Here is a 24836-nt window from a genome sequence, read left to right on the forward strand (position 1 = left end):
CCAAGGAGAGGCCGCCCGGTCAAGGCCCCCCACCACTTCACCGCCCCCGCGCCTCGTTGTCACCAGGGCTCAGATCCGGCACCTCGGTCACCGCCTTCACCCGAATGGGCGGCCCCCCAGGGCTGATCCGCACGGTGAGCGCCTTACCCGGATCAAGCCCCCGAGGCCACACGCAGAGCCCGCAGTCGGCGGGCATCGACCCCGACGGGCGGAACTCCAGCCGGAGCGCGCCCGTCCCGGCGGGTCCGACGTTCTCGACGGTGACCCGGCCGCGCACGACCGTCACCCGGACGTCGGTTCCGGCGGCGGGTTCCCGCACGACGGGCGGGGTGGGCCCGGTCAGGTCGCCGCCGCCGTCGGGCGCGCGTTCGGGCAGCGCCACGACGATCCCGCAGACGGCGGCGGCGGCCAGCGCGCCGAGCCCGAACGGCACGAGCGCGCCGAGCGGCGTCCTGGGCCGCTCCTCCTCCCCGTCGGTCACCACACGTCCCTTCGTAGCGCAATGTCACGAAGGTAGCGCGCTCCGCGTCCGCGCGGGGTGGTGACGAGCCAGGCGGCGCAGCGCGACCGCGAGCCAGAGTGTCGCCGCGAGGCACGAGAGCACGAGCGCCGTCTCCACCCGGACCAGCGGATCGCCGGGAACCAGGCAGACCAGGGCGAACACGGCGGCCGCGCCCGCCCAGCCGAGCGCGTTGGCCCGGTGCCCGCCGAGCGCGACGAGCCCGGCCTGGAAGACCTGCGCGACCATCGACAGCCCCGTCGCCACGGCCAGCACCACGAGGTGCCCGCGCCCGAGGTCGAACCCGGCCCCGAACAGCAGCCCCAGCGCGGCGGGCCCCGCGACCGCCGCCCCCGCGACACCGAGCGCCGCGACCCCGGCCGTCGCGGCGAGCACCCCGCGCAGCCGTGCCGCGAACAGCCGCCCGTCCCCGACCGCCAGCGCCCCCGCCAGGCCGGGCAGCAGCACCGCCTGAACCCCCTGGAACAGGAACAAAGGCACCCTGACGACCACGAACGCGGCGAGGAACCGCCCGGCCGTCCCGTCCGCGCCGGTGAGCAGTTGCACCGCCACGGTCGGCGCGTGCGCGACGGCCTGCGCGGCGACCCCCGCGAGCAGCAGCCACCCGAGGTTCACCGACAGCTCCGACCAAGCGGCGGGCGGCCCCGGCGCGAAGGCCCCGCGCGCCCCCGGCAACGTCACCACGAGCGCCGCCAGCGGCGCCAACGCCAGCAGCCACAGATAAGGCCAAGCCGCCGCTACGCCCGCCGCGAGCAGCCCCCCGCACACAACGATCCGCACCGCCCCCTCCACCCCGAGCTGCCGCGAATACCACTGGAACCGCCCGGCCCCGGCGAAGATCCCCCGCGTCACGTACCCGACCGCCATCACCCCCATCACCACCCCAAAAACCCCGATATGCACCCAGCTCCCACCGAACAACACATCCCCCAACACCACACCACCGAGCAGCCCCAGCAGCAGCACAACCCCGAGCACCGCCCCCGCCGCGACCGCCACCCTCGCCACCAACGGCCCCGTCCCGACCCCCCGAGCCCGCCGCCCCGCGAACGCCCGCCCCAACTCCTGCTCGAACGGCAGAAACGCCCCGATCCCCATCGTGTACACCAACGTCCACAGCACCGAGAGCGCCCCGAACGCCTCCCCCTCCACCGCCCGCCCCGCCACCACCAGATACACACTCGCCGAAACCCCGAGCAGCACCAACCCCCCGCCCATGGCCACCGTCCCCGCCCGAACCGTGGCCCCCGCCTCCGGCGTGAACCCGGCCTCGGCCGCGCCCAAAGCGGCGCTGCCGACCCCCACGCCGCGCGCGGCGCCCGACCCCGAAGGCGCCGCACCCGGCGTCGTCCCGAGCCGGGTGTCAGGCACGCCGTCGGGGCCCGGGCGCGCGGGCCGGGTGCCGGGCGGGTTCGGGGTCGTCATCGGTGGATGGTATGCGGCGGATGGGAGGGAAGGGGACTGTTACCTGTGGGTGATCAGTTGTCGGGTGGGGGTGGGTAGTGTCCGGGGGGTGAGGGCGACGATCTCGCGGGTGAAGGCGGCGGCGGAGCCCGACGTGTGGAAGGCGCGGCTGCGGCGGGCGCGGGCGGAGCGGCCGTGGGTCGATCACCTGGCGCGGACGTGGGAGTGCTACTCGGCGCGCGGCGGCGACGACATGGCGGCGGCCCTGGCGTTCTACTCGTTTCTCGCGTTCTTCCCGATGCTCGCCCTCGGGTACGCGCTGCTGGGGTACTCGCTGCACTTCAGCGCGACGTTCCAGTCCTGGCTGATCACCTCGATCGACTCCTACCTGCCGGGCCTGGCCGACCGGCTCGACGTCCAGCGGATCGCGGGCGCAAGGGTCGGCGCGAGTGTCATCGCCCTCGTCGGCCTGACGTGGGCGGGCCTGGGCTGGGCCGGGAACCTGCGCAAGTCGATCCGGACGCTGTGGGGCCAGGACGAGCCGCAGCCACCAGGCAACTTCCTCGTCCTCAAGCTGCGCGATCTGGGCGTGTTGGCGTTCCTCGGTGTGATGCTGCTGCTGTCGGTCGCCGCGACGACCTTCGCCACCGCCCTGACGGGCGCCGCCCTCGACTTCACCGGGATCGGGGGCGTCTGGGCGAGCCTCACCCTGACGCCCGTGTCGATCGTCGTCGCGCTGGCCTGCAACACCGTGGTGTTCCTCGTCCTGTTCACCCGGCTGTCGGGCACCCGGGCGTCCTGGAAGCACGTGTTCAAGGGCGCGCTGCTGGCGTCGGTCTGCTTCGAGGTGCTCAAGACGTTCGCGGCCCTGCTCCTCGGGACGGTCACCAGCAACCCGATCTACGCCTCGTTCGCCGTCCTCGTGGGCGCGCTCGTCTGGATCAACGTCGTCGGCCGGATGACGTTCTTCGTCGTCGCGTGGACGTCCACCCGCAGGCCGGTGAGGCGCGCCGACCACCCGACCCGCGCCTCGCCCGACGCGGCCTTAGCGGGGCGCGTTCTCAGTGGTGGAAGCCCGGCTGGTGCGGGGCGTGCGTGCCGTCCGGCGGCATCCGCTTCACCGAGCGGGCGATGTCGTCGGCCAGCAGCGCGATCTCGTCGCGGCCGACGCCGTGCCGCACCAGGACGCGCTGGATCACCGTGTCCTCCCGGTCGGGCGGCAGCGGGTAGGACGGCACCTGCCAGCCGCGCGTCCGCAACTGCTCGGTCAGGTCGTAGAGGGTCCAGCCGACGCCGTCCTTGAGCGTGTACGAGACCGCCGGGAGCGCCCCCTGGCCGTCGTAGAGGAGCCGGAACGGGCCCATCGCGGCGATCCGTTCGGCGAGGTACCGCGCGGTCTCCTCGTTGGCCCTGGCGATCTTCCGGTACCCCTCCTTGCCGAGCCGGACCAGCTCGTAGTACTGCGCGACGATCGCGCCGCCCGGACGGGAGAAGTTCAGCGCGAACGTGGGCATGTCGCCGCCGAGGTAGTTCACCTTGAAGATCAGTTCCTCCGGCAGCATCTCGGCCGAGGCCCAGACGGCCCAGCCGCAGCCGAGCGGCGCCATCCCGTACTTGTGGCCGGAGCTGTTGATCGACGCGACCCGGTTGACCCGGAAGTCCCACACGAGGTTCGGCTGGAGGAACGGGGCGACGAACCCGCCGCTGGCCGCGTCCACGTGGATCGGCACGTCGAGGCCGGTCTGCGCCTGGATCCGGTCGAGTTCGGCGGCGATCTCCGCGACGGGCTCGTAGTCGCACGTGTAGGTGACGCCGAGGATCGCGACGACGCCGATCGTGTTCTCGTCCACGTAGTCCTTGAGCTGGTGCGGGCGCAGACCCGTCGCGCCGGGCTCCAGCGGCACCTGGCGCAACTCCACGTCGAAGTACCTGCAGAACTTCTCCCAGCAGACCTGGACGGGCCCCGCCACGAGGTTCGGCCTGTCGGCGGCCTTGCCCTCCTGCTGCATCCGCTTGCGCCACCGCCACTTGAGGGCGAGCCCGCCCAGCATCGCCGCCTCGCTCGACCCGGTGGTGGAGCAGCCGATCGTGTCGTCGGCGGAGCAGTTCCACAGTTCGGCCAGCATCTGGACGCAGCGCGACTCGATGTCGGCGGTCTGCGGGTACTCGTCCTTGTCGATCAGGTTCTTGTCGAGGCACCGCGCCATGAGCTTGCGCGCCTCCTCGCTGTTCCACGTGGTGCAGAACGTGGCGAGGTTCTGCGCGGAGTTCCCGTCGAGGAGCAGTTCGGTGGTGATCGCCTCGTAGGCCGCCCGCGCGTCGCTCTCGGCGTCCGGCATCCGCCGCTTCGGCAACACCTGCTCCGCCAACGGCGTGCTGAACACGTCGTCCAACGGATCGGTCTTCACCCTCACCCGATGCAGTCCCATACCGCCCGCATACCCCGCCCCGAACCCCGCCCCCCACCCGTTGACCAGGACTTTGCGCCCCCGGCGCGCGGTCAGGAGAGGCGGTGGGCGCCGGGGGCGGCGGTGGCTTCCAGGTAGGTGGGGGGGTGCCAGCCGGTGGTGGTGAAGCGGGCGGTGACGGCCTCGCGGACGGCCGGGAGGGCGTCGCGGTGGGCGAGCACGATGACGGACCCGCCGAAGCCGCCGCCGACCATGCGGCCGCCGCGCGCGCCCGCGTTCGCGGCGACGGCCACGGCGGCGTCGGCCTCGGGCCAGGACACCTGGTAGTCGTCGCGCAGCGACAGGTGGCTCGCGGTCAGCAGCGCGCCGACCTCGGCGACCGCCCCGGCCCGCAGCAGCCCGACCGTCGCCTCGACCCTGTGGTTCTCGGTGACGACGTGTTTGACGCGCCGCCGCAGCACCGGGTCCTTCAGCCGGGTGAGCGCCTCGGCGAGGTTCCTGACGTCCCGCAGCGACGGCACCCCGAGCTTCCGGGCCGCCTCCTCGCAGGACGCGCGCCGCGCCGCGTACTGCCCGTCGCCCAGCGAGTGCCGGGCATGCGTGTCGATGACCAGAACGCGGTAATCGCCCAGCTCAAGGGGGATCTGCGAGGAGAGCCCGGACCGCACGTCGAGGAGCAGCGCGTGCCCCTCCTCGCACAGCAGCGAAGCCGACTGATCCAGGACGCCCGTAGGCACCCCCGCGTAAGCGTTCTCCGCCCGCTGCGCGACGGGCACCAGCTCCTTAGCCGTCAGCCCGAGCCCGTAAAGATCATTCAGCGCGACCGCCGTGGCGCACTCCAACGCCGCCGAAGACGAAAGCCCAGAACCGGCGGGCAGATCGGAGGTGAACCGCAGCGTCGCCCCGCCGACCGGGTGCCCGGCCTCCAGCAGCGCGCCCGCCACCCCGGCGACGTAAGCCGCCCAGCCCGTCACCGCGCCCGGCACGAGCCCGGCCAGCGGGACGCGCGCGTGCCGCCCGCCGGACTCCAGGTCGAGCACACCGTCGGCACGCCGGGCCGCCGCGACGGTGATCCCCTGCGGCAGCGCGAACGGCAGCACAAGCCCGTCGTTGTAGTCGGTGTGCTCGCCGATCAGGTTGACCCGGCCGGGCGCGTGCCACACCCCGCTCATCGGACGAACTCCCAGGCGTCGGCGACCATCGCCCGCAGGTCGCGTACCGGCTTCCACCCCAGCTCGGCCCTGATCTTCTCCGACGAGGCGACGAGGACCGCCGGGTCGCCGGGACGGCGCGGCCCGACGACGGCCGGGATCGGATGGCCCGTCACCGCGCGGCACACGTCGATCACCTCCTGGACGGAGTAGCCGCTCCCGCTGCCCAGGTTGTAGATCCGGTGTGTGCCGGGCGCGGCGGCGTCCAGCGCGAGCAGGTGCGCCACCCCGAGGTCGACCACGTGGATGTAGTCGCGGACGCAGGTGCCGTCGGGCGTCGGGTAGTCGTCGCCGAACACGTCGACGTGCGGCACCGCCCCGGACGGCACCTCCAGCACGTTCGGGATCAGGTGCGTCTCGGGCTCGTGCCGCTCCCCGTACCGCCCGTACGCCCCCGCGACGTTGAAGTACCGCAGCGAGACCGCGCCGAACCCGTACAGCCGCGCGAACTCGGTGAGCACCCCGTCGATCGCGAGTTTGGTCTGGCCGTAGGGGTTGGTGGGCCGGGCCGGCGCGTCCTCCCGGATCGGGACGGACTCGGGCTCGCCGTACGTCGCCGCCGTCGAGGAGAAGACGATCCTGGACACGCCGTGCACCCGCATCGCGTCGAACAGCGCGAGCGACTCACCGAGGTTGCGGTCCCAGTACATCGCGGGCTCCCGCACCGACTCGCCGACCTGCGACTTCGCGGCGAAGTGCAGCACCGCGCCGAACCCGCCCTCGCCCAGCACGGACGCGGCGGCCGAACGCAGCGTGCCCCGGACGAACCGGGCGCCGTCCGGCACCGCGTCGGCGTGCCCGACCGACAGGTCGTCGAGCACCACCACCTCGTGTCCCGCCTCGACCAGCAGTGCGGCGACGACACTCCCGATGTATCCGGCACCACCCGTGACCAGCAGCTTCACCGTTGAGAACCCTTCATCGCCGCGAGCGGGCGCAGTAGATTGGCTGTGCAGAAGCCTAGCCACACCCGGCCCCGCTCCCGCACCGCGTCAACACCGTCCGTACCGCGACCGCACCGGGCGGCGTCGTTTACCGCGCACGTCACCGGGAGATCACGCAGTCTGGGAGAATCGGAGCGGCAGGGATACGGCGGAGGAAGAAGAGAGATGACCATGAACACGCGCCCGCGGGTCCTGTCCGGGATCCAGCCGACCGCCGAGTCCTTCCACCTCGGCAACTTCCTCGGCGCGGTGCGGCAGTGGATCCCGCTCCAGGACACCCACGAGGCGTTCTACTTCCTCGCGGACCTGCACGCGATCACCGTCGAGTACGACCCGGAGGTGCTGCGGCGGCGCACCCGCGCGTCCGCGGCGCAGTTGTTCGCGATCGGCCTCGACCCCGAGCGCTCCACGGTGTTCGCGCAGAGCCAGGTTTTTGAGCACGCCGAACTCCAGTGGATCCTGAGCTGCCTGACGGGCTTCGGCGAGGCGTCCCGGATGACCCAGTTCAAGGACAAGTCGGCCAAGCAGGGCACCGCGGCGGCGAGCGTCGGGCTGTTCACCTACCCGATCCTGCAGGCCGCCGACATCCTGCTGTACACGCCGCACATCGGCGAGAAGGACTTCCAGGTCCCCGTCGGCGAGGACCAGCGCCAGCACCTGGAGCTGACCAGGACGCTCGCGGGCCGGTTCAACCACCGGTTCGGCCCCGTGTTCGTCGAGCCGAACGCCTACATCCTCAAGGCCACCGCGAAGATCCTCGATCTGCAGGAGCCGACGAAGAAGATGTCCAAGTCGTCGTCCTCGCCGCAGGGCATCATCAACGTGCTGGACGAGCCGAACGTGCTGCGCAAGAAGATCATGCGCGCGGTCACCGACACCGGCGCGGAGATCAAGTACGACCCGGACGGCAAGCCCGGCGTGTCCAACCTGCTGACGATCATGTCGGCGCTCACCGGCACGCCGATCATCGAGCTGGAGTCGCACTTCCAGGGCCAGGGCTACGGCCAGCTCAAGAAGGAACTCGCCGAGACGGCGCTCGGCTACTTCGGCCCGATCCGCGAGCGGACCCTGGAGCTGCTCGCCGACCCGGCCGAGCTGGACCGGATCCTGGAGAAGGGCGCCGACCGCGCCGCCGAGGTCGCGGCCGGCACGATGGGCACCGTGCGCGACCGTGTGGGGCTGCTCAGGCGTGGAGCCTGAGACCGTCATCGGGGTCTCGATCGAGGTCCCCGAACCCTACGCCGCCGTGTTGCGCGGGGCGAGAGAGTCCTTCGGGGACCCGCTCGCCCTGCGGGTGCCGCCGCACATCACCCTGGTGCCGCCGACCCCGGTGGCGCCCGCCGAACTGCCCGCGATCATCGACCACCTGGCCCGCGCCGCGACCATGGTCGACCCGTTCCGGGTGCGGCTGCGCGGCACCGGCACCTTCCGGCCGGTGACGCCCGTGGTGTTCCTCCAGGTCGCCGAAGGCATCGGGCCCTGCTCCCTGCTGGAGGAGAAGGTACGGCGCGCCCCGCTGGAACGTGAGCTGTTCTTCCCCTACCACCCGCACGTGACGGTCGCGCACAACCTCGACGACGCGGCGCTCGACCACGCGTTCAAGGAACTCGCCGACTTCCACGCGGTGTTCGAGTGCGCCGACTTCACACTGTCCGCGCACGGCCCCGACGAGGTGTGGCACACCGTCCGGGACTTCCCGCTCGGGCCGCGCGTCACTGCTCCACCAGCGCGCTAGGCCCGAGCAGCACCTTGAGGTCGCCCGCGAACGCGCCGTACTCCAGCGTCACCTCGTAGTCCGGCAGGTTGATCATGAGGACCCTGCGGTTGAGCATCTCCAGCCGCAGATGGACCGGGGTGTCACCGGGGTGCGCCTTGAGGATGCGCTTGAGCTCCTCGACGAGGTCGCGGTTGACCCGCTCCTCTCTCAGCGAGATCACGAGCGGCGACTTGCCGTCCGCGCGGACGGCCGACACGTCGAGGAACTCGATGCCGGTCGCGGTGAACGAGACCGTCGCGTCCTCGCCGGTGTCGCGGGTCTTGATCCGGCCCGTCACCGAGACCACGAGGTCGGGCGCGAGGTTCGGCCCGTACAGCTGGTACGTCTGCGGGAAGCACGGCACCTCGATGGACGCGTCGTGGTCCTCGATCTTGAGGATCGCCCAGACGTTGCCCTGTTTTGTCACCTTCTTGTCGACGCCGGAGATGATCCCGGCGATCCGGAACTCGCCGCGCTGGTCGACCTGGCCGTCCAGGATGTGCGCGATCGTGTAGTCCCGGTTGCGCTCCAGGATGCGTTCCGCCCCGTTGAGCGGGTGGTCGGAGACGTAGAGGCCGAGCATCTCCCGTTCGAAGGCCAGCTTGGTCTTCTTGTCCCACTCGACGTCCGGCACGGTGACGGTGAAGGCGTCGGCGGACCCGTCGTCGGCGTCCTCGAACGCGCCGAACAGGGAGTCCTGCCCCATCGCCTCCTTCTTCTTGACGTCGATGACGGAGTCGATCGCGGTGTCGTGCACCTGGATCAGGCCGAACCGGGGGTGGCCGAGGTCGTCGAACGACCCGGCCTTGATCAGCGACTCGATCGTCCTCTTGTTGCAGACGCTCTGCGGGACCTTCTTCAGGAAGTCGTTGAAATCAGAGAACTTGCCCTGTTCGGCGCGCGCGTTGATGATCCCGTTGATCGCGTTCTCACCGACGTTCTGCACCGCGCCCAGGCCGAACCTGACGTCCTCGCCCACGGCCGCGAACCTGAGCAGCGACTCATTGACGTCCGGAGGCAGCACCTTCACCTTCATCCGGCGGCACTCGGCCAGATAGACGGCCATCCTGTCCTTGTTCGTGCCGACGGACGTGAGCAGCGCCGCCATGTACTCGGCCGGGAAGTTCGCCTTCAGGTACGCCGTCCAGTAGGAGACGAGCCCGTACCCGGCGGTGTGCGACTTGTTGAACCCGTAGGAGGAGAACGGCTCAAGCACGTCCCAGACGGCCTGCGCGGCCTCCTTGGAGTAGCCCTTCTCCATCATGCCGGAGGAGAAGGTGGCCCACTGCTTGTCCATCTCCTCCTTCTTCTTCTTGCCCATCGCGCGCCGCAGGATGTCCGCGCCGCCCAGCGTGTACCCGGCGAGCTGCTGCGCGATCGCCATGACCTGCTCCTGGTAGACGACCAGGTGGTACGTCGTCCCGAGGATCGGCTCCAGCGCGTCCTTCAGCTCCGGGTGGATCGGCGTGATCTCCTGCTGCCCCGCCTTGCGCAACGCGTAGTTGACGTGCGCGTTCGCGCCCATCGGGCCCGGACGGCCCAGCGCCAGCACCGACGAGATGTCCTCGAACCGGGCGGGCGCGATCAGCTTCGTCAGGTCCCGCATCATCGACGAGTCGAGCTGGAACACGCCCAGCGTCTCGCCGCGCGACAGCAGCTCGTACGCCTTGGTGTCGTCCAGCGGCAGGCCCAGCATGTCGATGTCGACACCGCGGTTCTTCTTGACGTTCTCGACCGCGTCGCCCAGCACCGTCAGGTTCCGCAGGCCCAGGAAGTCCATCTTGAGCGCGCCCATCGACTCGCTCGACGGGCCGTCGAACCCGGTGATGCGGGCGCCGTCGTCGGGCCGCTGGATGATCGGCATGACGTCGATGAGCGGCTGCGACGAGATGATCACCCCGGCCGCGTGCACGCCCGTCGTCCTGGTCAGGCCCTCAAGGCCGAGCGCGGTGTCCACCACGCGCTTGACGTCGGGGTCCTCCTCGTACAGGGTGCGCAGCTCCGACGCCTCGGCGTACCTGCCGTGCTTGGGGTCGAAGACGCCGTCGAGCGGGATCTCCTTGCCCATCACCGCGGGCGGGAACGCCTTCGTGATCTTCTCGCCGACGGCGAAGGGGTAGCCGAGCACACGGGCGGCGTCCTTCACGGCCTGCTTGGACTTGATCGTCATGAACGTCGCGATGAGGGCGACGTTCTCCTCGCCGTACTTCTCCGTGACGTACCGGATCATGTCGCCGCGCCGACGCTCGTCGAAGTCCAGGTCGACGTCGGGGGGCGAGATGCGCTCGGGGTTCAGGAACCGCTCGAACAGCAGCGAGTGCTCGATCGGGTCCAGCTCGGTGATCCGCGTCACGTAGGCGACCATCGAACCCGTCGCCGAACCACGCCCCGGACCCACCCAGATGCCGTTCTCCCGGGCGTACCGGCAGATGTCGGCGACCACGAGGAAGTAGCCGGGGAACCCCATGTTCTCGATGACGGCGAGCTCGTACTCGATCCGCTCGGTGATGTGCGCCGGGACCGGCGCGCCGTACCGCTCGGCCGCGCCCCGATGCGACTCCTTGCGCAGCCAGCTCATCTCGGTCTCCCCCTCGGGGACCGGGAACTTCGCGTACAGGTCGCGGTGGTCGAACACCTCGTCATAGGACTCGACACGATCGGCCACCAGCAGCGTGTTCTTACAGCCCTCAAGCCACAGGTCGGACGTCGGGTTCAACGAGCGCATCTCGTCAGCCGACCGCACGTAGTACCCGGCCCCGGAGAACCGGAAACGGTCCGGGCTGCTGATCTGCGAGTTCGTGCCGACGCACAGCAGCGCGTCATGCGCCGTCGCCTGATCCTCGGTGACGTAGTGCGAGTCGTTCGTCACCAGCGGCCGGATCCCCAACTCCTTGCCGATCCTGAGCAGATCCTCCCGAACCCCCATCTCAATGGGGATACCGCCATGGTCCATCAACTCAAGGAAGTAGTTCTCCCTGCCAAAGATGTCCTGATATTTGGCCGCATGCTCTTTGGCCTTCTCGTACTGCCCAAGCCGCAACCGCGTCTGCACCGCCCCCGACGGACACCCCGTCGTCGCGATGATCCCCTCGTGGTACAGGTCGAACAGCTCGTCGTCCATCCGGGGGTACTTCCGCATCCGCCCCTCAAGCGACGCCAACGAACTGATCCGGAACAGGTTCCGCAGCCCCTGCGCCGTGTACGCCCACATCGTCTTGTGCAGGTACGTCCCGGTCGCCGACACGTCCCCGCCCAGCCCCGTCTGCTCGTTCGACTTCCGCTGGTGCGGCTCCCCCCAGAACACCGGCTGCTTGTGAAACCGGGACTCAGGGCTCACATACCCCTCAATCCCAATAATCGGCTTAACCCCCGACCCCTTCGCCTTCTTGTGAAACTCATAAGCCCCATGCAAGTTCCCATGATCACTCATAGCGATCGCCGGCATCCCAAGCTCCGCCGCCCGATCCGTAAGCTTCCCCACCTTCGCCGCCCCATCAAGCATCGAGTACTCGGTGTGAACATGCAGGTGAACAAACGAATCAGCCATGCTCAACAGACCTTTCGCGACGGACGGACGGGGACCGTCTCACCCTATCGACCCCCCACCCCACCCCGCCCCCACAAGCCCCAACCCGATCCCCCCCACCCGCCCCAGCCCACAAAGACCGAACAACCCCGCAGAAACAACAACGACTCCCCCGCCCAGCACCCGTCAGTCAGGAACACCGTAGAGATCCTTGAGCCGCTCAACAAACGACTCCAGAGCTTGCGTCGTGGGGTGTCCGGAGCCAAGCCCAGCCAACGCACACCGATGAGCCCCAACAGCCGCCGCCACCGCCTCCGAAGCCCGCCCGAGGTCACGGTAAGTGGCAGCCAGATTCCCCAACCTGATGGCGACGGTGGGGTGGTCATCACCCAGCGCAGCACGGGTGATCTCCAACGCCCGCTGCTCCAACGGCAACGCTTCCGACGCACGCCCCAGGTCACAATAAATGACAGCCAGATTCCCCAACCTGATAGCGACGTCAGGGTGGTCATCACCCAGCGCAGCACGGGTGATCTCCAACGCCCGCTCGAACAGGGGCAACGCTTTCGACGCATGCCCCAGGACGCTGAAAGTGCCAGCCAGATTCTCCAACCTGATGGCGACGCGAGGGTGGTCATCACCCAGCACAACACGGGTGATCTCCAACGCCCGCTGCTCCAACGGCAACGCTTCCCACGCACGCCCCAGGTCACAATAAGTGACAGCCAGATTCCCCAAACAGGTGGCGACGTCAGGGTGGTCATCACCCAGCACAACACGGGTGATCTCCAACGCCCGCTCGAACAGGGGCAACGCTTCCGACGCACGCCCCAGGCCGCTGTAAGTGACAGCCAGATTCCCCAGCCAGGTGGCGACGTCAGGGTGGTCGTCGTTCAGGGTGGTGTGGGTGATGGCGGTGGTGAGGAGGGTGTGGGCTTGTTGGTGTTGGCCTTGGGTGTTGTGGAAGATGCTGGTTTGGTTGAGGAGGGTGCCGAGTTCGGGGGGGTGTGGGGTGGTGGGGTAGTGGGTGGTGAGGTGGTGGATGTGGGGGAGGAGGGCGCGCCATTGGGGCCAGCCGTTGACGTTGTTTTGGGGGTCGTCGGGGGTGGTGTGGAGGAGCCAGGTGAGGGCGGTGTGGTGGGGTTGATGGTGGGTGGGGGTGGTGTGGAGGATGACGGCTTGGGTGAGGCGGTGGAGGCTGATGGTGTGGTCGGTGAGGGTGATGATGTTGTGGGAGGCGAGGGTGCCGAGGGCGTCGTCGGTGGTGAAGGGGTCGGTGCCGGGTGGGGTGGTGAGGGCGCGGGGGATGGCGTCCGGGGCGTAGCAGGCGAGGGTTTGCAGCAAGGGGATGCTGTCGGGGGCGTCTTGAGCTAGGGCTTGGAGGGTGATGTCCCACAGGCGGGCGATGGTGGCCTGTGCTTTGTCTCCGTTGGCGGCGCTCTCATAGACGCGGGCGGGTTGTTCGCGGAGTGCGGTCAGGTAGCGGGCGAGGGGGATGCGCTTTTGCCGGATGTAGGCGGCGGCCTGGTCCAAGGCCAGGGGCAGGTAGCCGAGTTCTTCGGCGATCTGTGCTGCTGTGTCGCGTTCGGCTGGTTGGGTGTGGCCGCTGACCTCCATCAGCAGGCGGATGGCGGCGTCCGGGTCGAGCAGGCCGAGGCGGATGGTGCTGGTGGTTCCGGGCCAGCGCACGTCGCGGCGGCTGGTGACCAGCACGCTCCCGCCCTCCAGGACGGCTAGCCATGGCTCCAGGTGGGTGGGTTCGTTGACGTTGTCGAGGATCAGCAGCCATCCGGGATGGGCCGCCAGCCAGCCCACCGCCCAGCGGGCCGCTTCCTCATCGGATGCCTCTCGCGCTGCTTCGGGAACCAGAGAGCGCGTGAGATCGGCCAGCCCGGACAGGATCTGCTCGGGGCCTTCAGCGGCGACCCACCACACCGTCCGCGAGCGGGCGCGCTGTTCGTGGGCGTACTGCAACGCCAGCTCCGACTTGCCCACCCCACCCAGCCCGGTCAACGCCTGGGTGACCACCACCTCCCCACCCGCCGACAACGCCTCGGCCAGCCGCTCGTAGTCGGCGTCCCGGCCCACGAACACCTTCGTCGCGGGCCGGGGCACCTGCCACAGTCCGCCCTCGGCGACGACGTCGGCGGGCGGGGGCAACAGCACAGCCTCACGAATGACGTCGCCCACGTGGGCGGACGAATTTATGATGTCCCCCAAAGCGGCGAAGGAACCGGCGCCGAACGCCGTGACCCGCTCGCCTGTCACGGGGTACCGCTTCCCTCGTCGGTGACTTCGATCCGCACCCCGTCGATGTCGCCGCCCGCCGCGGCCGCGCCGAGCCCGTATGCCGAGATCCCCTCCGGCGCCGGCGCCGGCGCGTCCGGCGGAGAGCCCGCGCCCGCCGCGCTGTGGCGGGTCACGCGCGTTGAGGAGTTCCGCACCGACCCCTTCGCCGCGAACGTGCCGGCCCCCAACGCCGACACCCTCGGTTCCTCGGACGCGGGCGCGGGCTCCGGTCCCGGTGCGGGAGGAGTCACGGCCAGCGCTCGGCGGGCCAGCACCACCGACCACCCCGACACCACCAGCCCCAGCAGCGAGACGAACGCCCCCATCACGCTCGCCGCCTTGTCCGCATCGTCCAAGCCCAGCTTCACGAACCACGCCCCCAGCCCGGCCACCGCCAGCCCCCCGGCCACAGCAGCCCCCGCCCACACCACCCGAGACGTCGTCATACCCACATTCTCAACTACAACGACAAGATCACACAGCAAAGCCGCGTCACCCCCAAAGAACCCACCTGGCCGTTCCCGGCCACCCCACCCGCCCCCGAACAGCGCCACCCCCGCCCTACCCGGACGAATCAGCCATCCTCGACAAACCTCCCCACGCGAAGGGGGGCTGGAGGAAGACGGCGTCGTGGATGTGGCGGATGGTGCTGAACCAGTCCGGAGGGAGCCTGGCGTTCTCGGATTCCAGGGTGATCTCGTTCATGCGGTGTCGGCGGCTTTGGTGTTCAGGGCGTTGCTCAGGGTTTGTTCTCCGAGGTGTTCGTAGAGTTCGGCGGCGCGCGACCAGTGCGCCCGTGCGGCCGGGGCGTCGCCGAGTGCGTGCCGGACGTCTCCGAGGACGGCCAGCGCCATCGCCTGGCTCCGGCCGTCCTTGAACCGGTCGAACGTCCGGACTGCCCGTGCCAGCGGTTCGAGGGCCTCGTCGTGGCGGCCGAGTGCCACGAGTGCTCGCGCGAGCGGCAGCGCCCCCCAGGCGACGCTCCAGTCGTCCCCCAGGTCGGTGAAGATCCGGACGGCTTCCGCGCCGAACGCCACGGCTTCGTGGAAGCGCCCCTGGACGGCCTCGTGCTCGCCGAGGCTGAGCAGCGCCATCCCCTCACCCCGGAGCACCCTTCCGGCGCGGAAGACGTCCAGGGCGGCGCGGAAGTGCCGCTCGGCCTCCGGGAAGTTCCCCGTCGCCTCCCGGATCAGCCCCAGCCCCCTCAAGGAGAAGCCGGTAAGCCAGGCGTCGCCGCTCTCCCTGGCGTAGGAGATGGCGCTCTCATAGTTGGCTATCGCGCTGTCCGTCCGGCCGCCTCGCCAGTCCGCGTCGCCGAGCGCGAAGAGGTTCGACGCCTCGCCCAGCCGGTCGCCGAGTATCCGGGCGGCCTCGGTTCCGACGCGGTGGATCTCTTCCCACTCGGCCCAGAAGGAGTGGAGTTCGAAGAAGCCGTCCGCCGCGACGGGCAGCTTCCACGCGATGTCGTACTGGCCGGTCTCCATCGCCCGCGTCAGCGCGGACAGCACGTTCAGCCGCTCGACCTCGAACCAGCTCATGGCCGTCTCGGCGTCGGGGAACTCCGGTAGCGGAAGCCGCCCCTTCGGAACGAGCGGCACCTCGTGCGAGTAGGGGAGGATCGCCCTACGGCCGGCGTCGGTCGCCAGGAGGTACCAGCTCAGGACGCGGCGGGTCGCCCGTGCCTGGTCCTGGGGGCTGGTCTCGTCTCCCAGACGTTCCTTCGCATAGGTCCTGAGCAGGTCGTGCAAGCGGTACCGGTTCCCTGACGTCCGCTCCAGAAGGTGCGTCGTTGTGAGGCCGTCGAGGAGCCGCCGCGAGGCGTGGTGGTCGGCGGAGTCGAGGATCGCCATCGCGGCCTCGGTGCTGAACTCCCGGCCGGGGTGGAGGCCGAGCAGCCGGAACGCGCGCCGTGTCTCCGGTGACAGCGCGTGGTACGACCACGAGAACGCCGCGCGCACGTCACTGAGTTCGTCCTCGCCGGAAGCGAGGGAATCCAGCCTGTGCTGTTCCTCTTCGAGTTCGAAGACGAGATCCGACAGCAGGAGTCCGGGGCGGTTCACCGCGCGTTCCGCGACGACGCGCAACGCCAGCGGAAGACGGCCGCACAATTCGGCGACGCGGGCGGCGGCGTCCGGCTCGGCCGCGACACGCGCGGAGCCGACGGCCAGGCCGAGAAGCTCGACCGCGTCAGAAGGAGCAAGTACGTCCAGGGTCACACGAGCAGCCCCTTCCCTCGCCACCAACCCTGACAGGGTACTTCTGCTCGTGACCAGCACAAAGCATCCGCTCGACGCCGGGAGGAGCGGTCTCACCGTGGCGGTGTCGGCCGCGTTGTCGAGGATCACGAGCATCCGTCGCTCATTGGTCAGCGACCGGAACAGCGCGGAGCGCTCCTCGACGCTCGCGGGAATGGCCTCCTTGGGCACGTTCAGCGCCCGGAGGAAACCGTCGAGCGCCTGACCCGCGCTCAACGGGTTGCTCGGCCCATAACCTCCGAGGTCGATGTACAGATCTCCGTCTCGGAACCGGTCCCGTACCCGATGCGCCCAATGGACGACGAGCGCGGTCTTGCCCACGCCGGGGGCTCCGGCGACGGCGGAGACCACGCCCGTGCCGCTTTCCGCCGCCAGAAGACGATCGAGGGCGTCCTGTGTCTCGGCTCGGTTGACGAAGCCGCCTGCCGGAAGAGGAAGCTGTCTCGGTCGCGGCATGGCGTGCGCGGTGGCGGCCAGATTGATCGATCCGTGCAGGGTGTTGATTTGGACGACGGTGTCGGAATCGCCGGTGAACTCGTTGGGTGAGCCCTGCATTCTTGTCAGCCCGTCGTGGCTTAGAAAAGGCCGCCGTGTCTTGCTGTGAAGGCGTCGAACGGGAGGGAACGGGCGACTGCCAGGTCTCGCCAGTAGTTCGCCTGAACGATCGTCTCCGGGTCGTCCACGACCTCCGCGGCCTCGAACTCGCCGTCGTCCTTGTAATGCATGGTGACGAGGGCGGACGAGTCGAACAGCCAGTAGTCATAACGCGGAAGGCCCTCGGGGAACTCGCCCGGCGCGACGGGGATGAGTCGCACTTCCTCACCCGCGGGCACGGTGTGCACGTAGGCCCAGGCGCACTCGAACCTCACGTAGTCGGACAGCGGCTCCTCGACCACGTGGACGCGGTGCAGGCGCTTGCCGGCCTGTGTCGCGGGACGGACGGTCCCCTCGATCCAGTTCGCGATCCCGGGGAACTCGCCGCGCTGCTGCCCGCTCAGGAAGAGGTCGAACTCGGCCTTCTCGTAATCGACGCCGTAGCGCTGCAACGACTCCAGCCGGTACGCGGTGAAGCGGAATTCGCGGAAGAATCGGTTGAACTCCGGATCGTCGAGAGAGTGGAAAACCCGACCCACTTAACGGTCCCCGCCCTTGGCCCGCAACCGCTCCACAGCGCCCAGCAGCACCTCGGGCGCTATCTGTAGCGCGATCTCCCCGGGCAGGACGTTGACCAGATTCGAGAAGGTGTCCTGATCCACAGCGGACCCCTGGACCACGATCTGACCATTTTCGGCCAGGTAGATCGCTGGACAGCCGTTGCCACCCGAGTTCTGGTCCTTATAGAGCATCTCAAGGCGCATCGCATTACTCCCTCATGGCGGCCCGCAAACCGGCGCCAACTTACCTCAGGAGTCTTTATACGTCAATCACCGACCAACCCCGTCCCCGATGCAAACAAAGCCTTCACCATTACCCACTTCTACCCCAAAAGTGTTGACGCGCCCACTTTGTGCGAAACGGCGACGGCAAAGCGACAGACCGAAACCGCGAACGGGCGGCGTTCTCGGGAGGTTTCCTTGTGGGGTGTTGGGGGTGTTGGGGTGGGCCCCCGGCCGGGGTGAGCCGGCCGGGGGCTTTCGGGTTAGGGGTTTGGGTGGGTTGTTTTGGTTTGGGTTAGGAGGTGGCGGAAGGAGGAGGGGGCTAGTTCCAGGTGGCCGAGTTCGGGGGTTTTGCTGTCGCGGATGCCCACTGTGTGGCCGGACTTGGCTAGTTCTACGCACTCCTGGTCGGCGTTGCTGTGGGTGCTTTTGCGCCAGGTTGCGGTGGTGAAGTCGGGAACCATGTCAACCTCCTGTGGGAAGGGGGAACCCTTTTAGAGTTCCAGGGGGTTCGCCTTCGTCTTCACGTGGGTGAGGAACTGGCCGAAGGAGGACGGGGCCAGTTCCAGGTGGCCGCGCTCGGGGGTCTTGCTGTCGCGGACGCCCACCGTGCGGCCGGACTTGGCTAGCTCCACGCACTCCTGGTCGGCGTTGCTGCGGGTGCTCTTGCGCCAGGTCGCGGCGGTGAAGTCGGTGCTCATCTTTCCTTGATCTCCCTTGCTATCTGCTGGAACAACGCCGTGCTGTCCGCCTCGGACAGGGCCTCGTCCCACATGACCGCGAACGCCTCGGCGTAGCGGTGGATCTCGTGTGCCTTGTCCAGGTAGAGGGCCCCGGTGAAGCCCTGGACGTACACGGTAGGGGGCTCGTGGTCGCGCCCGTCACCGGTGGTCGGGAACCGCAGCAGGATGAACTGGCCCGTGTTGAACCCCTGGTGCGCGCCCTGCTCGAACGGCGACACCCGGATGTGGACGTGCGGCAGCTCGTTCAGCTCGGCGAGCCGGTGGAGCTGGGCCGCCATGACGTCGGGGCCGCCGACCTGACGCCGGAGGACCGCCTCGTTGAGGATCAGGTGGAGCGTCGGCGGTGCGGTCGCGCGGGTGATGAGCACCTGCCGCTGCGCCCGAAGCAGCACCTTCCGCTCGATCTCGTCCGCGTTCAGTTCGGGCCGGGTCCTGTTGAGCAGCGCGCGGTAGTAGTCCGACGTCTGGAGCAGGCCGGGGACCAACTCGGGCGAATACTGCTCCAGGGTCTCGGCGGCTTCCTCCAATCCCATGTAGAGGTCGAAGCCGTCCGGGATGATGTCGCCGTAGGCGTGCCACCAGCCTTTCGTCTTGGTCTCGCGGGCGAGCGCCATGAGCGCTTTCCGCATGTCGGCGGGCGCGCCGTAGATCCGGCACATCGCTTCGACGTCCAGGGAACGCAGCGACGTGTGGCCCGTCTCGATCCGCCACATCTTCGCCTCGGACCATTCGAGCGCGAGGGCGGCCGCCCGTACGGTCATGCGCGCGTCCGTCCGGAGCTTGCGCAGGTACCGGCCGAGCTCCCGTCGCGGGACGGTCGAGCCTGTCGCGGTTTCTGACATCCGCATCACCTCCCTTTCATCACGGGGCCGCCTTTCACTCGAAATGAAAGCACTTGCCCCCACGATTAGCAATGGGCCCCTGAGCTGGGGAAATACCTTCGGTGAATCCCCCGGATTCCCTTGCCGAGCGGTTTCCATCCTGCTGTACTCGAACCCAAGACGGAGGCGATTCGGAACTATATGTAACTTCGGAACATAGGCCCCGTAATGCCCCAATTCATACCAAACGCGGCCATGTCCCCAACCTGAGCGGAGTGTGCAGCAGATGACCGAGAACACGTCCAGAGCGACCGCCCGGACGGCGGAGGACGACGCCGCCGAGATCACCGAGACGATCTCCGACCACCTCCACCACCCGGCCGCGCCCCCCGCCGACGCGACGCCGGGCGCGCCGGAGGAGGCCACCGCCGTCAAGCAGCCCGGCGACGGCGAGGACAAGGAGACCGCCGCCGTGGAGGAGGACGACGACTACGACGTCCCGATGGCGCGCTCCTGCCCGGAGTGGTGCCTGGACCCGCACTACGAGAACGAGCCGCACTTCGGGCCCTGCGCCGACGTCAAAGTCCACGGCGTGAAGGGCACCCCGCTGCTCGTCTCCATCGACTGCGACCACAACGGCGAGGACATCGTCGCCCTCGGCATGAAGACGCCCGGATGGCGCATCCACGTCACCGAGCCCGTCATCTTCACGCTCGACCAGGCCGCCCAGATCCGCGACGTCCTCGACGAGTTCCTCACCCTCACCAACCACCCCGCCGCGAAAGCGTCCTGACCCCACCCGCCCCCACCCCCGCCAGCGGACGACAAGGGCCCCCACCCGGCCCCTGCCGTCCGCCCCAGGCCCACCCAGACCACCGGCCTCCCCGCCGAGTTCTCGAACTCAGCGAGGAGCGCCGGGCGAAGCGCCGGTCAGCGGGTGATGAGGAGTTGGATTTTTGAGGTGTTGTTCTTCTTGCCTGGGTCGAGGATGTTCGGGGTTTGGAGGCCGAGGTTCACGACGGGCTTCTGGCCTGCCTTGAACTGCTTGGTGACGGTTACCCAGACTTTGAAGGAGACGGTCTTTTTCTTGGGGAGGGTCTTCCAGGTGCACTTGAGGCCGTAGGAAGCCTTCACGCAGTTCTTCGGGACGGAGCGGACCTTCAGCTTTTTGGCCGGGAACTTCACGTAGACGCGGGTCGTGCCGGACTCGTCGGGGCCGGAGTTGGTGACCTGGACGCGGAACGACGCCTTCTTGCCGATCCGGTACTTGCCGAGCTTCGTGACCTTGACGCCGACGTTCGCGACCGGCTTGTCGGCCTTCTGGGCGAAGGCCCTGAGCTGCTTCAACGTGCCGGGGAAAAGATTCTGGTCGCCGGGGAAAAGCGGCTTGTCGTTGCCGTTCCAGAACTGCCAGAAGGTGTACTTGGCGAAACCGCCCGGCATCGCGGGCTCGGGGTTCCGCACCGGGTCCTTGTAGTTCGCGACCCACAGCGGGTTCGTCAGGTTGAAGGCGGCGGTGCCGGTCGGTTCGGCCGGGGAGCTCGTGCAGTTCCGCCACCAGCTCTGGTTGCTGTAGATCATCGGGTAGCGGCCGGTGCGCTTGAAGTACGTGTTCGAGAAGTCCCGGATCCACGCGATCATCTGCTGCGGCGTCAGGTTGTAACAGTCCACCCGGACGCCCGGCTTCTTCGGCAGCGTCGAATACGGGTCGCTCTCCATGTCCAGCGCGCCCGGCAGCGAGAGGCCGTCGCGCTGCCAGCCGCCGCCGTTGTCGACGAAGAAGTTCGCCTGGGTCGCGCCCGACGACTTGTCCGGGCCCGCGAAGTGGTACGCGCCCTGCAGGATGCCGTACTTGCGGGCTTCCGCCGCGTTCCTGGCGAAGTACGGGTCGACGTACGGGGTCGCGTTGTCCGCGGTGGACGTGCCCCGCGTCGCCCGGATGATGGCGAACTTGGCGCCGTTGTCCGCGATCTTCTGCCAGTCGACGTTCGGGCCCTGCCAGTAGCTCACGTCCAGCCCCGGCACGGTGTTCGGCGGCGCGACGGGCGCGGCGCTCGCGGCCGACCCGGTGAGGACGGTGCCCGCGACGACGGCGGTGGCGACCAGGATGCTTCCGGCGATGCGCGGCACAGCGGGGCTCCCTGTTGGGTGGAGGGTGGAGTCCCAGCACCCTAGCGCAGGATCTTGGTAGGAATCCGTGAGAAACCTCTAATCCGCCTAGAACCGGACGACTGGGACGGAACCAAAAGCGCCGTTGTCCTCCGGAAACGTCTCGCCGGTCCGTTGTGCCGCGACCGTCGCGAACACGTCCACGGCCCGCGTGCCCGCCGGACGGACCCGGAACGTCCACCGGACCATCGCGCCCGGCTCCAACGCCGCCGCGTTACAGGTGACGCGCCGTGCGCGCGCGGTGCACCCCTTCGGCACCTTGACAAGGCGGGCGTTCCTTACGGCGACGGTGAGGGTCACCTTGCGGGCTGTCTTCTTGCCCTTGTTGAGCACGCGCGCGGTGACGCGGAAGGGGCGGCGTCCGTCGGTGCCCTGCGGCGTGCGCAGGCGGACCGCGAGATCCGTGCCGGGAGCGATCTTCACCGTCGCGCGCGCGCTCGCGTCGCCGACCTGGGCGACGGCCGTCTGCGCGCCCTTGGCTGTCGGCTTGACGATGCCCGAGACGGTCACCTTGCGGACGGCGTGGCCGGAAAGGCTCCCGACGCCGCAACGCACGACACCCTTGGCTTCACGACAGCCGTCCGGGAGCCCGATCACCTCGATAGCGCGCGGCACGCTCACGTCGAGTCGAAGGTTCTTCTTCGTGGCGCCCGTGTGGTTCGTGACGGTGACGAGGTAGTCCAGCAGGCCGCCGGGCCTCGCGTCGCCCCACGCCTCGATGCCCACCGACAGGTGTGTCGCGCCCGTCGCCGTCGCGGGCGCCGCGCCGACCAGCACCCCGCCCGCCAACACCAGCGCCCCGCTCCAAGTGACCGCCCGCATCCGCAACCTCCTCCGGCGCCCGGAACGGCGCGCGCGGCAGACTACCGGCGCGGCGGGCGGCCCGCACGGGGACACGCTTCGTTGCCGTCCCTTGGGCGTACACGCGGCCGTCGGGACGGTAAGAAGGGGGGATGGAGGAGATCGACCCGCTCGTCCCGTGGATCGCCGACGGGCCCCTCGCGCCGCCGTCCGAGGGCCCGCTCGCCGGGCTGCGCCTCGCCGTGAAAGACAACCTCGACGTCGCCGGGTGGCCGACGGGCGCCGGGAACCCCGTCTGGCTCGCCGAACACGCGCTCCCGTCGCGGGACGCCGAGGTGGTGGCGCGGCTGCGCCGGGCGGGCGCGCTCGTCGTCGGCAAGGCCCACATGGACGAACTCGCTTACAGCCTCGCAGGCACGAACATCCACTACGGCTCGCCCCGGAACCCCTTGGCGCCCGGCCACTACACGGGCGGCTCCTCCAGCGGGTGCGCCTCGGCCGTCGCGGGGGACGTGGCCGACATCGGCCTGGGGACGGACACCGCAGGATCCATCCGGGTGCCCGCCGCCTTCACCGGCCTGTACGCGCTGCGCCCTTCGCACGCCCGGATGCCCTCTGAAGGAATGCTGCCTCTGGCCCCCACCTTCGATGTTCCGGGCTTGATGGCCCGTGACCCCGCCACCCTGGAACGCGCTGCTCTCGCCGTCCTGGATCCCCCGGCCCAGGAGACGGCGCCTCTCGAATGGCTGCTGGTCCCGGACGACCTGTGGTCGGAAGTCCCCGCCGCGCTGCGCGAGGCTTACGCCCCCGTCCTCTCCGCCCTCCGCTCGCTGCTCAAGGCCGACCGCACGCCGCTCTTCAAACGCCCGTCCCACTGGCACGACGCCGTGGCGGCCTTCACCACCGTCCAGGCCGGTGAAGCCTGGCGTCTCCTGGGCCCCTGGATCGCCTCCACCACCCCCGCCTTCGCCCCCTCGATAGCCGCCCGCTTCACCCGAGCCTCACACCTGACGCCCCACGACCTCACCCCCGCCTACGAGAAGACCACCCACGCCGGCGCCACTCTCCGCACCCGCCTACGAGCCAGCGTCCTGGCCATCCCCACCTCCCCCTTCCCCCCGCCCCTCCTCACCGAGGACTTCCCCAGAACCCGCCTCCTCCGCTACACCACCCTCGCCCCCCTGGCCTCCGCCCCCGCCATCACCCTCCCCATCCCGCACGACCCCCCACTGAGCCTCACCCTCATAACCCAACCCTCCACCGACGAACCCCTCCTCGCCCTGGCCCGCTCCCTCCCCTAACCCACCTCGTCGAGGTGGCCGTCGCGGAACTCCGCACCGCCACCCCACCCGCACGCGCCCGCTGACGTCCCGGAGCCCGCGACCGGCCACGCGGGATCGTCGCGGCCGTCCTCGGGCGGGGATCCGCGGCGGGGCGTGAGAAGGCTCGCCAGGCGCGTGTGGATCCGGTCGGACCCGGCCAGGGCGTGCAGGACGTTGACGGTCAGGAGAGCGGGCGCGACAACGCCGACCACCTCGGGGAAGGCCGGTTGGAGGACGAGCGCCAGGACGATCGCGGTGATGCCGTTCTGCTGGGCGAGCGCCAGTCCCGCGCGGTCCCCGGGTGGTCGCCCCCTGGTGAGGATCAGGCCGACGACCACCTGTGCGAAGTAGGCGGCCAGGCCCAGGACGACCCCCGCCAACGGATCGACGCCGACCGCGAGAACGAAGCCCATCACCAGGAGCGCGCAGCCGAAGGCACCGGCGACGAGGCGGTCGAGCGCGCCGTCCCAGCGGGCGCGGGCGCGTTCGGTCCGCAGCAGCTCGCCGGGACGCAGGAAGAGGCCGACGAGCGCGGCGAGCAGCATCCAGAACTGGGTGACGGCGACGACGCCGACCCCGGCCAGCAGCGCCAGCGCGAGCCCCCCGCGCCACCGCCCGCCCAGCCGTCGCAGCGCGAGCGCCAGCAGCAGCACGCCGACCGCGAGCAGGAGCGTCAGCCCGAGGGTTCCGGCGAACGACGCGAACCCAGCCCCGCCCAGCTCCGCTGTCGCGCCGAGGCCGTAGACGTCGATGGCGACCGCCGCCAGGACGAGCGTGAGCACCGTCGTCACGGGGTCGTCGAAGGAGGACCAGACGAGCAGCAGGTTCTGACCCCGCGCGCTGAGCCGTGTCGAGTCCTGGAGGGCGCGTACCGAGAGCGGGTCTATCTGTGCGACGGCGATACCGGCCACCAGCGCGAGCGGCCCCGGCCAGAAGAGGAACATGACGCCGCTGATGAGCGCCGCCTTGGCCACGACGCCGACGGTGACCGCCGCCACCGCCGTCCGCAGGTCCTGTTTCAGGAGGGTTCTGTCGATGCCGTGAGCACTGGCGTACAGGCCGACCGCGAGCAGCGCCGATATCGCCGTGAAGTATCCGGAACTGGTGACGGTGTTCGCCACCGTGTCCGCCCCGGCCGCGAGTCCGACGGCCCAACCGACCGCCGTGACCGAGAGCAGGATCACCAGCCGCCCACCGGGTGTGCCCGCCACGCGCACGAGTGGGATCACGGTAAACCGCCTCAGGCCGATTGCACGGACACCGTCTTTACCGGGCGCTACCAGCGTAGGGG

21 protein-coding genes and 1 pseudogene are annotated in these 24836 nt (G+C 69.5%); 5 read left to right on the top strand and 17 right to left on the bottom strand.

Going from position 1 to position 24836, the window contains the following annotated elements; genetic code table 11:
- Positions 1-37: 37 nt before the first annotated feature.
- Positions 38-481, bottom strand: a complete 444-nt coding sequence (locus tag LO762_RS28645) for a hypothetical protein (RefSeq protein ID WP_230619250.1) — start codon at positions 479-481, stop codon at positions 38-40.
- Between the two features lie 24 nt (positions 482-505).
- The gene (locus LO762_RS28650) at positions 506-1945 is read right to left on the bottom strand and encodes a hypothetical protein (RefSeq protein WP_230619251.1); all 1440 of its coding nucleotides are present in this window, start codon (positions 1943-1945) and stop codon (positions 506-508) included.
- A 232-nt stretch (positions 1946-2177) separates the two neighbouring features.
- Here LO762_RS28650 and LO762_RS28655 point away from each other — a divergent pair.
- A pseudogene (locus LO762_RS28655) lies at positions 2178-2903 on the top strand (YihY/virulence factor BrkB family protein); the annotation flags it as partial.
- Between the two features lie 82 nt (positions 2904-2985).
- On the opposite strand, the gene LO762_RS28660 reads toward LO762_RS28655, so the two are convergent.
- The 3 genes from LO762_RS28660 to galE all read right to left on the bottom strand — a co-directional run bounded on the left by LO762_RS28660 (position 2986) and on the right by galE (position 6448).
- Entirely contained in the window at positions 2986-4353 is a 1368-nt protein-coding gene (locus LO762_RS28660) for a glutamate decarboxylase (protein ID WP_230619252.1), read from the bottom strand.
- A gap of 71 nt (positions 4354-4424) precedes the next feature.
- Positions 4425-5504 (bottom strand): galactokinase, encoded by a 1080-nt coding sequence (gene galK, locus LO762_RS28665; RefSeq protein ID WP_230619253.1) that lies wholly within the window; start codon positions 5502-5504, stop codon positions 4425-4427.
- Positions 5501-6448: a UDP-glucose 4-epimerase GalE gene (gene galE, locus LO762_RS28670; protein ID WP_230619254.1), complete on the bottom strand. Its 948-nt coding sequence runs from the start codon at positions 6446-6448 to the stop codon at positions 5501-5503. The genes galK and galE overlap by 4 nt, the downstream gene beginning before the upstream one ends.
- Before the next feature lie 204 nt (positions 6449-6652).
- On the opposite strand from galE, the gene trpS reads away from it, so the two are divergent.
- Both trpS and LO762_RS28680 read left to right on the top strand, forming a co-directional pair.
- Positions 6653-7687: a tryptophan--tRNA ligase gene (trpS, locus tag LO762_RS28675; RefSeq protein ID WP_230619255.1), complete on the top strand. Its 1035-nt coding sequence runs from the start codon at positions 6653-6655 to the stop codon at positions 7685-7687.
- Positions 7677-8222 (top strand): 2'-5' RNA ligase family protein, encoded by a 546-nt coding sequence (locus LO762_RS28680; protein ID WP_230619256.1) that lies wholly within the window; start codon positions 7677-7679, stop codon positions 8220-8222. Before trpS ends, LO762_RS28680 begins: the two co-directional genes overlap by 11 nt.
- Here the strand turns inward: LO762_RS28680 and dnaE are convergent.
- The 9 genes from dnaE to LO762_RS28725 form a co-directional block, all read right to left on the bottom strand.
- Entirely contained in the window at positions 8200-11790 is a 3591-nt protein-coding gene (gene dnaE / locus LO762_RS28685; RefSeq protein WP_230619257.1) for a DNA polymerase III subunit alpha, read from the bottom strand. The genes LO762_RS28680 and dnaE overlap by 23 nt on opposite strands.
- 165 nt (positions 11791-11955) lie before the next feature.
- On the bottom strand, positions 11956-14037 hold the full coding sequence (fxsT, locus tag LO762_RS28690) for an FxSxx-COOH system tetratricopeptide repeat protein (protein WP_230619258.1): 2082 nt from the start codon (positions 14035-14037) through the stop codon (positions 11956-11958).
- The gene (locus tag LO762_RS28695; RefSeq protein ID WP_230619259.1) at positions 14034-14504 is read right to left on the bottom strand and encodes a hypothetical protein; all 471 of its coding nucleotides are present in this window, start codon (positions 14502-14504) and stop codon (positions 14034-14036) included. Before LO762_RS28695 ends, fxsT begins: the two co-directional genes overlap by 4 nt.
- A gap of 255 nt (positions 14505-14759) precedes the next feature.
- Positions 14760-16868, bottom strand: coding sequence for a tetratricopeptide repeat protein (locus tag LO762_RS28700; RefSeq protein WP_230619260.1), 2109 nt, complete (start codon positions 16866-16868; stop codon positions 14760-14762).
- A gap of 20 nt (positions 16869-16888) precedes the next feature.
- Positions 16889-17446 (bottom strand): DUF6879 family protein, encoded by a 558-nt coding sequence (locus tag LO762_RS28705; RefSeq protein ID WP_230619261.1) that lies wholly within the window; start codon positions 17444-17446, stop codon positions 16889-16891.
- Positions 17447-17671 carry a hypothetical protein gene (locus LO762_RS28710; protein WP_230619262.1) on the bottom strand — a complete coding sequence of 75 codons (225 nt, stop codon included), beginning with the start codon at positions 17669-17671 and terminating at the stop codon, positions 17447-17449.
- A 281-nt stretch (positions 17672-17952) separates the two neighbouring features.
- Positions 17953-18153 carry a DUF397 domain-containing protein gene (locus LO762_RS28715; protein ID WP_230619263.1) on the bottom strand — a complete coding sequence of 67 codons (201 nt, stop codon included), beginning with the start codon at positions 18151-18153 and terminating at the stop codon, positions 17953-17955.
- Positions 18154-18183: 30 nt separating this feature from the next.
- The gene (locus tag LO762_RS28720; RefSeq protein WP_230619264.1) at positions 18184-18390 is read right to left on the bottom strand and encodes a DUF397 domain-containing protein; all 207 of its coding nucleotides are present in this window, start codon (positions 18388-18390) and stop codon (positions 18184-18186) included.
- Positions 18387-19274, bottom strand: a complete 888-nt coding sequence (locus LO762_RS28725; RefSeq protein ID WP_230619265.1) for a helix-turn-helix transcriptional regulator — start codon at positions 19272-19274, stop codon at positions 18387-18389. Before LO762_RS28725 ends, LO762_RS28720 begins: the two co-directional genes overlap by 4 nt.
- 265 nt (positions 19275-19539) lie before the next feature.
- Between LO762_RS28725 and LO762_RS28730 the strand changes: the two genes are divergently transcribed.
- On the top strand, positions 19540-20046 hold the full coding sequence (locus tag LO762_RS28730; protein WP_230619266.1) for a hypothetical protein: 507 nt from the start codon (positions 19540-19542) through the stop codon (positions 20044-20046).
- Between the two features lie 137 nt (positions 20047-20183).
- On the opposite strand, the gene LO762_RS28735 is transcribed toward LO762_RS28730, so the two are convergent.
- On the bottom strand, positions 20184-21383 hold the full coding sequence (locus LO762_RS28735; protein ID WP_230619267.1) for a GH25 family lysozyme: 1200 nt from the start codon (positions 21381-21383) through the stop codon (positions 20184-20186).
- Positions 21384-21470: 87 nt separating this feature from the next.
- Positions 21471-22244, bottom strand: a complete 774-nt coding sequence (locus LO762_RS28740; protein WP_230619268.1) for a hypothetical protein — start codon at positions 22242-22244, stop codon at positions 21471-21473.
- Positions 22245-22375: 131 nt separating this feature from the next.
- Between LO762_RS28740 and LO762_RS33245 the strand changes: the two genes are divergently transcribed.
- Entirely contained in the window at positions 22376-23524 is a 1149-nt protein-coding gene (locus LO762_RS33245) for an amidase family protein (RefSeq protein WP_304523715.1), read from the top strand.
- Here the strand turns inward: LO762_RS33245 and LO762_RS28755 are convergent.
- Positions 23521-24774 (bottom strand): hypothetical protein, encoded by a 1254-nt coding sequence (locus tag LO762_RS28755; RefSeq protein WP_230619269.1) that lies wholly within the window; start codon positions 24772-24774, stop codon positions 23521-23523. The two genes, LO762_RS33245 and LO762_RS28755, sit on opposite strands and share 4 nt — an antisense overlap.
- Positions 24775-24836: the final 62 nt, after the last annotated feature.

This window comes from Actinocorallia sp. API 0066, from assembly GCF_020991275.1.
GTDB lineage: Bacteria > Actinomycetota > Actinomycetes > Streptosporangiales > Streptosporangiaceae > Actinocorallia.

What these genes read in the sequence shown, in the direction of transcription:
- LO762_RS28730 (WP_230619266.1), top strand. Translation starts at nt 19,540, where the DNA reads ATGACCGAGAACACGTCCAGAGCGACCGCCCGGACGGCGGAGGACGAC.
- LO762_RS28650 (WP_230619251.1), bottom strand. Translation starts at nt 1,945, where the DNA reads ATGACGACCCCGAACCCGCCCGGCACCCGGCCCGCGCGCCCGGGCCCC.
- LO762_RS28720 (WP_230619264.1), bottom strand. Translation starts at nt 18,390, where the DNA reads ATGAGCACCGACTTCACCGCCGCGACCTGGCGCAAGAGCACCCGCAGC.
- dnaE (WP_230619257.1), bottom strand. Translation starts at nt 11,790, where the DNA reads ATGGCTGATTCGTTTGTTCACCTGCATGTTCACACCGAGTACTCGATG.
- LO762_RS28710 (WP_230619262.1), bottom strand. Translation starts at nt 17,671, where the DNA reads ATGCGCCTTGAGATGCTCTATAAGGACCAGAACTCGGGTGGCAACGGC.
- LO762_RS28700 (WP_230619260.1), bottom strand. Translation starts at nt 16,868, where the DNA reads ATGCAGGGCTCACCCAACGAGTTCACCGGCGATTCCGACACCGTCGTC.
- trpS (WP_230619255.1), top strand. Translation starts at nt 6,653, where the DNA reads ATGACCATGAACACGCGCCCGCGGGTCCTGTCCGGGATCCAGCCGACC.
- LO762_RS28695 (WP_230619259.1), bottom strand. Translation starts at nt 14,504, where the DNA reads ATGACGACGTCTCGGGTGGTGTGGGCGGGGGCTGCTGTGGCCGGGGGG.
- galK (WP_230619253.1), bottom strand. Translation starts at nt 5,504, where the DNA reads ATGAGCGGGGTGTGGCACGCGCCCGGCCGGGTCAACCTGATCGGCGAG.
- LO762_RS28740 (WP_230619268.1), bottom strand. Translation starts at nt 22,244, where the DNA reads ATGCGGGCGGTCACTTGGAGCGGGGCGCTGGTGTTGGCGGGCGGGGTG.
- LO762_RS28725 (WP_230619265.1), bottom strand. Translation starts at nt 19,274, where the DNA reads ATGTCAGAAACCGCGACAGGCTCGACCGTCCCGCGACGGGAGCTCGGC.
- LO762_RS28660 (WP_230619252.1), bottom strand. Translation starts at nt 4,353, where the DNA reads ATGGGACTGCATCGGGTGAGGGTGAAGACCGATCCGTTGGACGACGTG.
- LO762_RS33245 (WP_304523715.1), top strand. Translation starts at nt 22,376, where the DNA reads ATGGAGGAGATCGACCCGCTCGTCCCGTGGATCGCCGACGGGCCCCTC.
- LO762_RS28715 (WP_230619263.1), bottom strand. Translation starts at nt 18,153, where the DNA reads ATGGTTCCCGACTTCACCACCGCAACCTGGCGCAAAAGCACCCACAGC.